This is a genomic window from Pseudomonas sp. ASL4 (genome assembly GCF_056680395.1).
In genome coordinates this window covers 4949067-4962155 of record NZ_CM155280.1, presented here as the reverse complement: position 1 = coordinate 4962155, position 13089 = coordinate 4949067, and the positions used below count along the sequence as shown (strand labels likewise).

The 13089-nt window shown below is 57.7% G+C and carries 9 protein-coding genes; 1 reads left to right on the top strand and 8 read right to left on the bottom strand.

The features are described from left to right. Nucleotides 1-16: 16 nt before the first annotated feature. On the bottom strand, nucleotides 17-220 hold the full coding sequence (locus AC1MEW_RS22390; protein ID WP_416195336.1) for a hypothetical protein: 204 nt from the start codon (nucleotides 218-220) through the stop codon (nucleotides 17-19). Nucleotides 221-467: 247 nt separating this feature from the next. On the opposite strand from AC1MEW_RS22390, the gene AC1MEW_RS22385 reads away from it, so the two are divergent. Next, on the top strand, nucleotides 468-1307 hold the full coding sequence (locus tag AC1MEW_RS22385) for an SDR family oxidoreductase (RefSeq protein ID WP_322268342.1): 840 nt from the start codon (nucleotides 468-470) through the stop codon (nucleotides 1305-1307). A gap of 850 nt (nucleotides 1308-2157) precedes the next feature. Here the strand turns inward: AC1MEW_RS22385 and AC1MEW_RS22380 are convergent. The 7 genes from AC1MEW_RS22380 to AC1MEW_RS22350 form a co-directional block, all read right to left on the bottom strand. Further along, complete coding sequence (locus tag AC1MEW_RS22380; protein WP_201256877.1) at nucleotides 2158-3396, bottom strand: DUF2599 domain-containing protein; 1239 nt, start codon at nucleotides 3394-3396, stop codon at nucleotides 2158-2160. Nucleotides 3397-3566: 170 nt separating this feature from the next. After that, nucleotides 3567-5261, bottom strand: coding sequence for a DUF2599 domain-containing protein (locus tag AC1MEW_RS22375; protein WP_480423702.1), 1695 nt, complete (start codon nucleotides 5259-5261; stop codon nucleotides 3567-3569). A 253-nt stretch (nucleotides 5262-5514) separates the two neighbouring features. Further along, the gene (locus tag AC1MEW_RS22370) at nucleotides 5515-6570 is read right to left on the bottom strand and encodes a hypothetical protein (RefSeq protein WP_322268344.1); all 1056 of its coding nucleotides are present in this window, start codon (nucleotides 6568-6570) and stop codon (nucleotides 5515-5517) included. Nucleotides 6571-6603: 33 nt separating this feature from the next. Further along, nucleotides 6604-8412, bottom strand: coding sequence for a hypothetical protein (locus tag AC1MEW_RS22365; RefSeq protein WP_323570192.1), 1809 nt, complete (start codon nucleotides 8410-8412; stop codon nucleotides 6604-6606). Between the two features lie 3 nt (nucleotides 8413-8415). After that, the gene (locus AC1MEW_RS22360) at nucleotides 8416-9708 is read right to left on the bottom strand and encodes a hypothetical protein (RefSeq protein WP_323570191.1); all 1293 of its coding nucleotides are present in this window, start codon (nucleotides 9706-9708) and stop codon (nucleotides 8416-8418) included. Nucleotides 9709-9727: 19 nt separating this feature from the next. Continuing rightward, nucleotides 9728-10651, bottom strand: a complete 924-nt coding sequence (locus AC1MEW_RS22355; RefSeq protein ID WP_201256872.1) for a hypothetical protein — start codon at nucleotides 10649-10651, stop codon at nucleotides 9728-9730. 67 nt (nucleotides 10652-10718) lie between these two features. Continuing rightward, nucleotides 10719-13085: a hypothetical protein gene (locus AC1MEW_RS22350; protein ID WP_322268345.1), complete on the bottom strand. Its 2367-nt coding sequence runs from the start codon at nucleotides 13083-13085 to the stop codon at nucleotides 10719-10721. Between the last annotated feature and the right edge of the window lie 4 nt (nucleotides 13086-13089).

Here is a 13089-nt window from a genome sequence, read left to right as displayed (position 1 = left end):
ACCTTGATGGATAAACCTAGTTTACGTCGAGGTTCTTCTTGAACCCGCGAAGGTTCATTAGAAAAAGGAAAATCTGCAAGACGATGAGAGCATAGGCTTCTACGTACACCCCCCAAATCACCCACAGCAAATTGCTCAAACTGAAGCATACGAACCCTGTCATCCGCCTTGCGGGTCGTTGAGACCCGATAAGCCACGCTGCAAACACCGTTACCAGCATCGCAGGCCATTGAACCCAATCCAGGTAGCTCAAAATTACTCCCTAAATTTCTCCGAGAATAAAAGATAGAGGGTGATATTGACGAATGATTCAGAGTTTTTCGTGAGACGTACTCCGTAACCACTCGTCCGGGAATGATTAGATTTGTTGAACGTGTGTTCCTTTATCGCAGACAGATAAATCATGTGCTGACGAAACGCACTCCTCGTTCGGCTACCTCTTAAATATCACCATCCAGGAGAAAATCATGAGAGTGCTCGTTACGGGAGCAGGTACAGGGTTTGGCTATGAAGTAGCCCTCAGACTCGCCAAGAGAGGGCTGGATGTCATCGCCGGAGTCGAGGTCGTGGCCCAGGTGCATTCACTCGAACAAGAAGCGAAGCGTCGTGGGGTTAGTCTTCGTGTCGAGAAGCTCGACGTCACACACGAAGGCGACCGGCTAAAAGCTGCTGAGTGGGATGTGGACGTGCTGCTAAACAATGCAGGTATCTCAGAAGGCGGAGCGACAGTTGATATTCCTGCCGAAAATTTGCGTCGTCAGTACGAGGTCAATGTGGTCGGCCCGCTGATGCTGACTCAACTGATTGCTAAGAAGATGGTGTTGAAGAAAAAGGGCAAGATTGTCTTTATGTCCTCAGTCGCAGGCCTTACAGCCGATCCATTCGCTGGCGCTTATTCGTCTTCCAAGCACGCGGTGGAGGCTATTGCAGAAGCGATGGGACTTGAACTCAGAGAGTTTGGTATCGAGGTGGCAACAGTGAACCCGGGGCCGTTCCTGACCGGGTTCAATGATCGTATGTTTGAGACGTGGAAAACTTGGCAGGACGATCCTTCCACGCGTCTCTTCGACTACAACAAACTAGCTTTCCCGCATGAACAGTACGATCCGGAACCGGTATTCGAAACTACCATCGGTGTTATCACCGGCACCGTCGACACTTACCGGAATGTTGAGCCAAAGGAAATTATTGATCAGCAACGTAAGCAGATCGACTCCGCTTGGACCCGCAAGAGCAGGGAAGGACTAGGTAAGCGCGCTGAACTTGTTCAGAAGGCGTATGACATTGAGCCTGGCACGCCTGTCTGACATTTATGAAAGGGTAAGGGGGCGCTCGCAACGTGCGGAATCCCTTGCCTTCAATTATTCCTAATCATGCAGATTTTCTTCGGGCACCCCGACTGTTTGTCAACGGGCGTGCCATCGACGGCGGCCTCTGACCGGTCGGGTACAACTATAAAAAGGGTGATCGCGATGAATTGTCTTATCTGTATAGGTATCGCTGAACGTATTCAATGCTCTGGCCCTTGGGAAGAAAGAGACTGCCTGGACTGCGGACGCTATCGCATCTCGGACGAACTCATATTGGCCTTGATGCAGCAGGGCCAGATTTTCGACGTCAGCGAAACTAGGAGGTGGCTTAACGGCCAGCGTCTAGAAGTTGCGATTCCTACTATTGAGATTCATCAAGCACTGCTGGCGTCTTAAGCTTTGTGCGGTTCGTTGGGAGGCAGTTTGTTGCTGGGTTTGCTGTGAGGTATTGGCGATTGGCATCGCAGGTCGCCTGGATGAAAAGAGTAAAAATTGTGAGTTGCCCAGATTTCCTAAGCGCACCCCACAGGCTGCTTTTGGCCCAGAGTGTGTAAAAACGCTGAGCCAAAATTGAAGTCTGCGTTTCTATGCCGAATCTGAAATTTATCGGCTGGTTGGCAGACCTGGATTTTGCGTAGAAACGCGATTTTCAGTTCTACTTTGGCGTGAGTAGATGAGGTGATAACTGATCGAGTGAAGCGCCGCCCCGCGGACATGACTGCGAGTACCTGTCACACCCTGGCTCCATGCACGGGCCAGGCAATCTGGTCCAGATCCCGGTTGCTGGTAAAAATGCAAACCTGCCGATACCTGGGTATCGGCAGATCGGGTTTTGCCGTTTAAAGCCTCAGTAGGGATTACAGTGTTGCGCTACGGCTGTGGCTTGGTCGACGTACGGCCGCGCCGGTTCAAGGTTCCATTCGGGCTTGTTCCTGACAGGCTTGCCGTCGACGGTTGCTGCCAGATGACAAACCATTTGCCGGCGCAGTGACCCGCCATTGACGCTGTACGCCCTCCATTGCTGATCGTCTTTATGTTTGTTGTACAACTCGGCAAACATTCTGTCGGTCTGATCATCCTTGATCGCGCGGCCGCAAGCGGTAGGCACCACCTGGAGCGACCAGGTGTTCGGTCCGAGTTTTGGATCGGGACGTTGTGCCCAGCTGCTTGATTCGATGTACTTGTCACAGAACTGTTGCGAGGGTGGAGGCGTGGTTTTGATGCACGAGAAGCTGGCCTTGCTCGTCGGGGTTCTTGGGAAATCAATCTTGACGATGTTACGGTCCTTTCCTGTCTTGTTTTTATAGTCCCGCTGATTGGCCAAGGCATCGTTCAAGCCACGTTGATCGCTGTAGAAAAAAGCCAGAATCGGTAGTTCGTCATCTTTCGGGTTACCCAAGCGTAATTCTGTCTGGGTTTGAAACTCACGGGTGTTGATGACTTTCCGTGCCTCCATGAAGTTGCGAAAGGCGTCTACTCGATCCTTGCTGCTCATGGGATTGCGCATATTGAAGCCACATTGCAACTGGTCTTGCTTGATGTCGTTGTTGAACTTGGTGAAATGCGCAACCCAGGCATTCGCGCTAAGGATAGGGGGTGCCATGGCTTGGCATACGGCCTCTGTCTGGGCGGTGTTTTTATTGTTGCCACAGCCCCGATCGTCTCGAAAATCGGTCCAGGCGTCGTTGGGAAACGCACAATAAACATGCACCGGAGTCTCGGGATCGCGTACCAGATCTCTCGGAGTGATGATGTAGCCGTTCTGCGTACTCATGCCAGGATCTTCATAGCTGATGCCATCGGCACGCATAAAAGACGCGGCAAACGTACCCAGCTCTTTGGCTTTCGGGCTTGGATTCCAGACATCCCATTTCTGCCCCTTTGCCGGGTCGGCTCGGTGAGTGCCCCGGATCATCAATCCCGAACAGTCCGACGCCGGATCCTGCCTGCAACTATCGACTGTGTTGTTGTACAACGTTTCAACCCGTTTCAGCGTCTCCTCGCATGATTCGGCGTTGGCTAATGTCGTTTGCAAGAGCAACGGAAATATAAGTAATGACGTAATCCTGTTCAGACGTTTTTTCATGGGGCTACTTCCTTGTGGTTGGAACCGGTAGCCGGCGTGGGCGTCCATGCCGGTGCTACAGAAAACAGAAGGGTTCGTTGCACGCGCCAGCCTCATTCGCCGACGACTTGCGCGACCTGCCGCGGACAACCGCAGCGCCCTCGGCAAGGGCGCCACAGTGCCCCGCAAATTCAACGCTGCACTGGGTTGCAACCTGCGGCCCGGGTCTCGCTCTCCGACAACGCAGGCCTGAAAGGCTCGAGATTCCAGGGCGTCTTGCTGCGGTAGTTGACCAGTACGCAGCTCAATTGCTGGCGCATGCTGCCGGCGGAACTTTCATTGTCACGCCAGTTGCTATCTGCGCCCTTGAGGGTGAACAACTGGTCGTACAAAGCCCCGGCCTGCTCGTTGGGCAACGCGCGGCCAGCCGCCGTGGGCACCACGCTCAAGGTCCATTCATCCTTGCGGGTGCCGGGGTCGTAACGCTTGACCCAATCGGCAGACGCGATGTATTGCGGTGCCTGTAGCGGCAGCGGATTGCAACCGGCCTTGGCCGCTTCCTGGGGTGTGACATTGGGGCGAAACGGTTCCAGGTTCCATTCGGTCTTGGCCGGATAGTTCTGCACCAGACAGCTCAGTTGCTGGCGCATGCTGCCCGGTGATTTCTCGTTGTCACGCCACTGGCTATCGGCTCCACGCAGCTCGAACAGTTCCTTGTACAAGGCGTCCTGGTCGCTGGCCTGGATCGCCTTGCCCTGAGCGGTGGGTGTGACCTGGAGGGTCCATTCGTTTTTCTTGCTGCCCGGGTCGTAACGCTCGATCCAGGTAGCCGCAGCGATGTAGCTGGGCGCCGGTTTCGCCGGCGTCGGCTGTGCACCGCCAGCAACCGTCAGGTCTATCGCCTGGTCGGCGGCGACATAGCTGAAACGCTGCTCCGCCGGCTTGGTGAAGTCCAGCCGCAGGACCGGCACGCTGTAGCCCTGTGCCTGGAGTTTCTTCTGGAAGTTGCGCGCGCTGTTCAGGCCGTCCTCCGGTTTCGGTGGCAACTGGTCACCGCGGGTGGCGAAGTTTTGCGTGCTGTTGACGTTGTAGATGAAGGCATCGATGTACTTCATGTTTTCGCTGCCGTCGTTGGTCGCCGAGGCATTCTTCAACATGAACTCGTTGACCTGGGCACTGAAGGCGAAGGGATCCTTGTTGGTGGTGTTCGGCCGGGACTCGTGGACCCGGATCATGGCGTTCCAGTCACTCGGTTTTTCTGCGTTCCAGGAGCACTGGCTGTATTGGATCGGCCCCTTCATCAGTCCGGTGTATTTCTGGGTCCATTGCTCGGCGGTGCTGACTGTGGCTTCCGCGCAGGTGCCGTAGGCCAGGGCGGCGTTGCGGTTGTTCATCGCGCCCTGGGCCGCACGCGGTGGCTCGCGGCTGTCGAAGAAGCCGCAGCCGTACCATTTGCGCTCCGGCCCGGTACCGCCATCGAAGGCGTAGATGCAGGTCCAGCCCTGTTCCTTGACCGGCAGGTTCAAGGCCGCCGCATCGGTTGGGGTACGCAGGATAAAACCGGCCGGGTGAATGAGAATCCGGGTGCTCAGGTCCTTGCGGATCCAGGAGTAGGAGGTCGCGCCGATCTTGATCGCGTAGGGGCTGTAGTCCCAAGGGTTGAATGCCCCGTCGTTGACCATACGCAAGGTCACGCCGCTGCAGTAGTAGTGACCGCGCGCGGCACCGGTATCGGGTTCCTGGCAGGCGTCCTTGAGGACGTTGTAGTTGTGGTTGATGCGGTTCAGGGTCTGTAGCGGATCGAGCGGCGGCTGGGCGGCAACTGCACAGAACGCCAGGGGCAGGGTCCAGGCCAGGGCCATAGACGAACGAACGGCTGGGTACATTATCGACACTCCTTGTCGCACGAGATGATTTCCTTTAACGGATCAACGTAGTCAACTCAGACCTTCCGGTCAAATCAGTACTTGCTCACAGATCAACCTCCCGGTTCATAACCCTATCCATGACATTGGACCGCACGATAGGTTTGGGGCGACCCCGTAGCGGCAGCGTGAATTTCACCCCTGTAAAGGATGTCCCCGGTTTCTACCCGAGCCGGCCCTTTCCCGCGTAGGTCTGGCGCCAGACAGGTGCTTTTCAGAGCTGCACCCGACGGAGTCTGCCGCTCAACGGGACGACGTTGTTGTCTGGCGTAGGCAGTGGCCGGCCCGCTAATCCCATGCCTTCGCTCACCAGTACCGCATCCTTCAACACGCACAGGTTGGAAGGGGTATCCAGGTCGCGGGCGAGCACGGCGACTTGGGCTGTTTGCAGGTTGCAGCTCAACAGTCGACCCGTGAATCGGGTAAAGCCGCCATGGAGTACTTCGCCATTCCAGTCAGGCGGCAAGGGCTGCTGCAGACGATTGCAGAGCTCCAGGACCAGCACGTTCCCTTGCGGACACAGCGCCAGTCCGGTAGGCAGTTGCAGACCGCGAATCAGGATGTCGATTTGTCCGCTGGCCGGCCAGACCCGAATCACTTGGCCTGCCTTGTCGGCAAAGTCGATGCCCTTGCGGGTCGGATCGCCTTGCAGTTCTCCGGAGAACAGGCTGATCAGCACGGCGTCTGTCGCCGGTTCGTACACCAGGGTCACGGGCACGGCTTCCTGGCCCAGCTCCAGTTCGGGTAATTGGACCAGTACGCGCTCGTTCTGGCCGGTGCTGAACTCCACCAATTGATTGGTATCGGGTTTGACGGCCAGCCAGCTGCGCCGGGTCGGGTGGTAACACAGCGCATTCAGATTGCCACGGCTGTGAAACACCGGCTCGGGCGGGGTGTATTGCAGGTCCAGCAGTTTAGAGCCCTCGACATAATCGGTCTGGCTGACCAGACAGCGCCCGTCACCGCAGGCGATGTCCGACAGCCCCATGATTTCATCGCGCAGCATGCGGGCCTGCATGTTCATGGCGCGAAAACCTTGCGCGAGTATTTCGCGGGGCAGATAGGCGCCGGGGCTGGACGGATCCGGTCGCAGTCGACTGATACGGCCGCTGAAGGGCTGGTCTGGCAGGCCTGAGCCGGCTTCGGTCAGCAGCAGACTGCCATCGGCTTGCACACAGACGCCGCGGGGGTTCAGCAGGCCTTCAGCGATGATGGTGCTCGGGCACAGGGTTTCGCTGGGTCGCGCAGGGATATGAACGGGAATTTGCATAGGTCTCTCTCCATGGGCAAGGGGTGGGCGCGACTACTGCGGCGGTTGCCACGGTTCACCCGTGAGATAGGCCCGCAGCAGTGCGCGCTGGCAGGGAGACATCGAGCGCACCACAGGCATGAACAGCGTGGTGCCTTTGTAGGCATCCGAGGTTCGGGCGAGGATCGGATTCTTGGCGGCCATGATTGCGTCGGGCTGATTGAGCGGGATGTAACGAGACATGGCGGGGAAGGCCAGGTAGTGAAAACGCAAGACGTTCGGATACATCAGCGGCCAGGTGATGGTGGTGCCCGCGGGGATGCCGAAGTCGGTCTGTGCGTATTTGCGAAAGCTGGTGAAATAGCTGCCACTTGCAAGGCCGTTGACTGTGTAGGTCAGGGCGACGAAACCCGCCTGGGCGGCAGTACCCGGTTTTACCGTGACGGGGAAACTGACGGCGAGCTGACCGGTGTTTACGGTCAGTGAGGCAGGGAAGTCGAGGAAGTCCCAGTTTTGCGGTTGATCGTATAAAGCAGGGGGGGTTGCCTTCAGGTCGATTTCGGTAGCACTGTCGACCGGAACGCCCAGATGCCTGACCTGCAGGGTGATCGACAGGCCATTGGGGTGGTCCTCCAGATAAACGTTGCGCTGATCGGCATACACCCGATAGATCGATTCGGTTGCGTGAAGCGTCGACTTGTAGACCGTGTCGGGCGCGTTGATGGCCAGTGGGTTTTTCTGCACCGCTAGCTGCTGGCTGGAACTCAGGGGCAGGTCGACGATGCCGCCATACACGTAGTAGTTGAACAAAGGGCTGCTGGTCGGGTCGAGGGTGGTCAGGGTGGTAGCGCCTGCAGTAATGGTGACGGGACCGTAATTAGCGTTGGGTCCGATGGGGCTAGTGATGTCGTCCCTGACGACCCTGAAGTTTTGTTTCGGGATGACGTTCACCATGTCGATGCTCAGGAGGCCACTGTCGCCCAGATCGGCATAGCCGGTGCTATTCGTGTACTTGTTGACCAGTTGCCGGCCCGGCTGGCAGTTCATCGGTTCGTCGGCGAAGGCTGGGGCCAGTGTGCCGATGACCCGGCCGATGCTCGGGTTGGGGGTGTTTCTGCCAGCGGCATAATCGGCATCCAGTTGTTCGGTGGTCATCTCGGGGCACATTTCGAACATGACGAAGCGCAGGACGATCCCCGTTGCCCCCGGTGCCTGAATGATCGACTGCAGGCCACTGCTGTTCTGGTTCCAGCTCACGATGCTGCTCAGGGGAAAGGTCAGCTGAAACGTACCGCTGAGGCGGAAAGAACCCGGCGCATCCATATCCTCTGGCTCCAGAATCCTCTTTTTGACATCCAGGCTGCTGCAGACCGTGTTGGCGCGAATCAGCAACTGGATGTTGTCGCTCCCGCCAATCTGCAGGCCGCCGACGAATATCTGGGTGGTGTTTGTGGCGGTGGGGTCCAGGTCCACCATCATCGGGCCGGAAACAGGCCCCTGTCCGGTTACCGGGTCCACTGAACCGAGCAGATAGACAGGCTGGCCGACCTGATCGCCCGTCGTGCTGATGTTGCCCGGATTCCCCTGGGAACTGATCAAGGCGCTCTGCATATCAACGACATGCTGCCCGTAGTGATTCCAGCCGCCAGCGGTGTAGTAGTCGCCGTTTGGGGCATTGATCATGTCGTTCAGTTGATCGTCGGTGTAAGACTGGGCGCCCGGCGCCAGGGTCGAGGTGGTCAGGTCGAAGAGCGGCCAGCCGTCAGGCTCTCCTTGAGGGATAGTCGGGGAGTTGTTCGGCAAGCTGACATCCGTGCGGATGCCGCCCCAGAAATTCAGTCGTGGGCCGTTCAGGATGCTCATGATTTATTCCTCGTCCTTGATGGTTTTGCCGATAGGCGCATTGGCGAATTTGAACAGGTAGGAGTAGTCGGACTTGTAGGGGCTTTTGACCGGTGTCGCCATGGAGTGGCAGTTCATGCAACTGCTGTTGGGCTGGATATAGCTCTCCATGGTCACGTTGGCCGAGAGCGAAGGCGTCGGCTGGCCCAGTGGATTGCCAGGGTTGTCCGGCATCAGCGGGCGTTGGGTGGTGATGAGCTGGTAATACTTCAACGCGCTTCTTTGCAGCCCCGGATCGGAGCGGTAATTGGCGTTGACCCCATTGGTGACTTCGGCAATCGGGGTGACCCGGTTCAGCGGGTTCGGGGTCTGGAACGTGGTGCCGGGTTTGGGTACGCAGACCAAATGCGCGTCTTGAGTCTGCCAATCGCAGGGCGACTGGTTGAGGGTGACGGCGGGGGCCGCGGCGTTGAAGTAGGAATAGGCCGTGCCGGATGCCGGTTGGTCGACCCACTGGCCGTTCACCAGCGCCTTGGGCGGAACGTTATCGACCTGCTCGAATGTCGACCAGATCCACTGTGGATAACCGTTCGCCTTGGTGATGATGTGCAGGCCCACCAGACCCAGGTACGCCTCGGTGACACCGATGCGCTGGCCTTGGTCGTTGAACTTGGCCACGCGCGCGAGCATGGTTAGGTAGTGGCTGGCGTTGTCAGCGGTCGTGAGGACGCGCCAGCTCGATTTGACCTCAATGACGCCATAGGGAAACTGGATGTTGTTGGCTTTGGAAACGACATCGGCGTTATAAAAACTGTTGCCGACGATGTAGTTGTAAGAGGTCTCGTTGGCCGAGATGTCGTAGTAGGTCGGGTTACGGGCCTGGTCGATCAGCCAGCCGCCGACGGCCTGATCGACGGCATTCACCTGTGAGCTGTTCTTCAGCGCGGCGATGTTGATGATCCCCAGGCTTTTTGCGGCCTGCGGGCTATTCCACGGGCCAGGGTTGGTTGCTCCCGGCAGAAAGATTTCCTCTACGGTTTTGTAGGTCTGCCAGACGGTGTAGCCGGCATCCCCGGGCTGTTTGCTGCAGTCGGGATTACCTCGCTGCCCGTCCTGTGCCGGCCAGCTCAAGGCGATGAACATCTGCCAGCTGTATTGATCGAACAGATCCTGACTGGCGGTGGCGGCCGGCGCGGTGCTGGGGGGCTGGCAATTCAGGTTGGTGGCCTGCGTCGACGGCATTGCCTGTTCCCGGGCCAGTGCCGGCAGACTGGCCAGGCCCAATAACATCACGGAGAGACGGAGTGTGGTTTTCATGGCGATCCTTCGTCATTGGTCAGGGTTTGCGTTGCATGAGCTTGTTCCATTGCGCCTTGTGGCCGTTGCTCTGTGACGCCGGTGGCTCAAACAATTGGCAGGGCGGCGGATTCGACGGGCACATGGCGGCTACCTGTGCCCAGGTCTGGGCCGGGTCCGGTTTGGCGATGCGGAAGTCGGTGTAGTTCTGGCTGACGATGGGCGCATTGGCGACGCTGGTGTCCCCGGAAAAAAAGAACGACTGGGGATGCCGGTACGGCGGCTGTCCCGACGGTTTTTTGTAAAAGGCATAGCCGAACAGGATCGGACCTTGCGGTGATTCGAGGTCCAGGGCGTAGGCCTGCACGCTGGCGTCGAGGTTTTTGCTGCGTTCGGCGCTGTAGGGCAGGTGCTCGATGAAGTCTTGCCGAGGCGGATGATTCATCGGTGAAAACATGCAGCAGGCCGGCATGTCTTTGGGGCGGTCTTGCGGGTACGTCAGGAAATACGCCTTGTTGCCAAGGGATACGAACGAGCAGGTGTAGTTGTTGTTCTTGATCGGGAAGATCGGCAGACAGTACTTCTCGTAGTGCTCCATCATGGCGCCGAAGCCGTCGCCATCCGGCGGGATATAGGTCGTGTCGTAGTAGCTGGTCCCGCGGGAGACGGTGTAGTCCGCCGGGGTCAGAGTGGCAGGTGGGTTGCTGTACGGCGGCTGATTTTTTTCGTAGTTGTGCATCACTCGGTACATGGTCCAGTTGCTGATCCAGAACGCCGGAAAGAACGGATCGGAAGGGTCGCCCGGTGCGCGTTTGGCGATGCAGTTGCCGTTCTGCTCATCGCACCCCTGGGTGTTGTGCACTCCCATGGTGAAGTAGATGGCGCCGCTGTCCTCCTGGGCGAAAAGGGCTGGGCTGAGCAGCAGGGTCAGCAGCAACAGTCGGTTCAAGATGCTGGCTTTCATATGACACTCCTGTGAAATTCCGGGTGACAGGCTCGTCACCCGGTGGTCCTGCTTGAAGCGTTGTTGTTTAGCCTTGTTTGTAATCGCTCATGCTGAGGGGGAAGGGCGGGTAATTGCGTTTCACCAAGGACTGCGCCCAGAGCTCCAGTACTGCGCGTCGGCTTTGCGGCATATCTCGGGTAATGGGCATCGCCAGGGTGCTTTCTTCCTGATATTCCTTGCTGATCAGCACAATGAGTTGGTCGACGGCACCCTCTATCCGGTGCAGCGAATTGAGCGGCATATATTTGCTCATGATCGGGTACATGTAATAGAAGGGCTGCAGGATGCGTGGGTAGATGAAGGTCTCCCAGATCAAGGTGCTGGCATCCGGGCGCTGATAAATGCGGTTCCACTCATCGACAAAATCCTTCTGCATTTGCGGCTCCAGCGGCAGGATGCGCATCGGTGCGAGGAAGTCGGTATAAGCCTGCGAGAGCGGGAAACTGAAGGGGATGACGGGTGTCTGCTCTCCTTCATGCACGAAGAAACGCAAAGTCGGAAAGCCCGGGGCCTTTGCCTTGACGGTCAGTCGGGCGATGCCATTGGCGTCGGTTTGAATCTGCGTCAGGCAGTAGTGCACGGCGCTGTTCTGGGAGTCCTGCAGAACACCTTCCATACGGATTGGATTGTCGAACGACAGGCAGGGGCTCAGGGCGACCGAACCGGGTGTCGGCAGGTATTGCAGATAGCTCACCGGCACCTCGGTACCGGATGGCTCGGCGGCCCGCGTCGCCATGAGCCTACGGCCAGTGCCCTCCGTCACTTGGCTGGGTATCGCAGGGGTATCGCTAAATTGCGGCAGGTTGGATCTGTTCTTGCCGCGATTTTCCGGATCGTCGTAGAACAACGTAAAGTCGGCCGGGTTGCTGAACGCCAGATAGTAATCGGTCGTGCACATCATGTAGGCGTTGCCATACTCCGCCACCGATAGCACGGTGCCGGCCGGTGCCGGCAGACCGTCATATTGCACCATGATCTGCAGCGTCTTGCTGTCGCCGACGTCGATGAAACTTGCGCTCTCGACCACTTCTGCAGTCCACATCTGCTGGGCTGCGGCTAGCACCGGGTTTGTTCCCGCTAGTTGCAGCTCCAATGATCCGGTTTGCAGCTTTTTCTGTGCGTCGGCACTGAGAGGCAGATCAAGGATGCCGGAGCGTTTATCGAAAGCCGCCTGCTCATAGTCCTCAAAGCCAATACTCGCCAACGGAGTGAATTGCCCGTCTTGGCGTATCCCGAGTTGGTAGCTGCCGGCATCGAATTTTTCTGCCACCGGGATGTCAGCGGCCGGGTCGATCGGATAGCTCGGGAAGGTGTTGCCCAGATCCAGCGATAAGGTATCGCCATGGGCCTGTGCCGAGATTACGCCCAGTGTCGCCTGTTTGGGGGCGTCCCCGGTTTTTTGTAGAGTCACCGCGTCGCAAGGGATCAGACGCCGCCCGGCCGGCGCGGTGGGAAACTCGTCGTCAAACCACAGGCCCAGGGTGCCTACGGTGCTGCTGTAGGCGGGGTTGAAGAAAATGCTGGCGACGTTGTCCAGCCCTTTCTGATACATCTCCTGGACTTTGGCCAGGGCCGACGGGGTGGTGGAACGGCTGTTGAAGGGCGGGTAGTTGTTGAAAATGCCGTTTTTGTCGTAGCAGGTCAGGTAGGTGGAAAACCGGAACATCAGGCCTTTGGCTTTTTGTTGTTCCATCTGTTCCTGGAGATTTTTCAGCAGGGCCGAATTGCCGATCGCCCAGGCCAGATTTTCTTTCGGGAAGCAGGTTTGCCACGTGGTGGTCACATAGATCAGGCCACCCAGGTTTGCCCATTTGAAGTTCAGGAAGCGATCGAGCATCCGATATTGACGCTTGAGCGTCAGGCCGCATTGGTCGTCGCCCAACACCAGTTTGTCGAAGTACAACGCGGTGAAGGTGTTCTGCCAGGGGCTGACGTCGACAAAGCGGGCCGCGGTGGGGCTTGTGCTGCCAAAGGGATTGCCGAGCAAATTGTAGCTCTGGTTAATCAGGGCATCCTGGTCAACGTACCCACCGTTCGGGAGTTCGCCGCCGATGATGACGGACTGGGTCTGGTTGTAGCTGACGGTGCCACAGGCGTTGTCACCAAACAGGTTCCATTCTCCGGGGATCATTATCGGAGGATTCTGTGAGACGTTGCCCGGCACCTGCGTGACGTAATTGGGCGCCTCGTGTAACACCCGAGGGGCGATCGTCCAGGGCATCAGTGTGCTGGCGGCATTTTCTGGTGTGATGTTGTAGTAATCAAGAAACCGCCAGTTCATCCGCATTTTTACCGCATCGTAGAGCGGGTACATATCGTTGTTGTTGGCCGTCGGCGGGTTCCAGAACATATGGCCGTTGAGGTAGATGCGAGGGAAATTCAATACGCTCATGTCA

Coding starts and splice junctions, on each gene's coding strand:
- AC1MEW_RS22355 (WP_201256872.1), bottom strand. CDS start 10,651: ATGAAAGCCAGCATCTTGAACCGACTGTTGCTGCTGACCCTGCTGCTC.
- AC1MEW_RS22370 (WP_322268344.1), bottom strand. CDS start 6,570: ATGCAAATTCCCGTTCATATCCCTGCGCGACCCAGCGAAACCCTGTGC.
- AC1MEW_RS22365 (WP_323570192.1), bottom strand. CDS start 8,412: ATGAGCATCCTGAACGGCCCACGACTGAATTTCTGGGGCGGCATCCGC.
- AC1MEW_RS22360 (WP_323570191.1), bottom strand. CDS start 9,708: ATGAAAACCACACTCCGTCTCTCCGTGATGTTATTGGGCCTGGCCAGT.
- AC1MEW_RS22350 (WP_322268345.1), bottom strand. CDS start 13,085: ATGAGCGTATTGAATTTCCCTCGCATCTACCTCAACGGCCATATGTTC.
- AC1MEW_RS22380 (WP_201256877.1), bottom strand. CDS start 3,396: ATGAAAAAACGTCTGAACAGGATTACGTCATTACTTATATTTCCGTTG.
- AC1MEW_RS22385 (WP_322268342.1), top strand. CDS start 468: ATGAGAGTGCTCGTTACGGGAGCAGGTACAGGGTTTGGCTATGAAGTA.
- AC1MEW_RS22390 (WP_416195336.1), bottom strand. CDS start 220: ATGCTGGTAACGGTGTTTGCAGCGTGGCTTATCGGGTCTCAACGACCC.
- AC1MEW_RS22375 (WP_480423702.1), bottom strand. CDS start 5,261: ATGTACCCAGCCGTTCGTTCGTCTATGGCCCTGGCCTGGACCCTGCCC.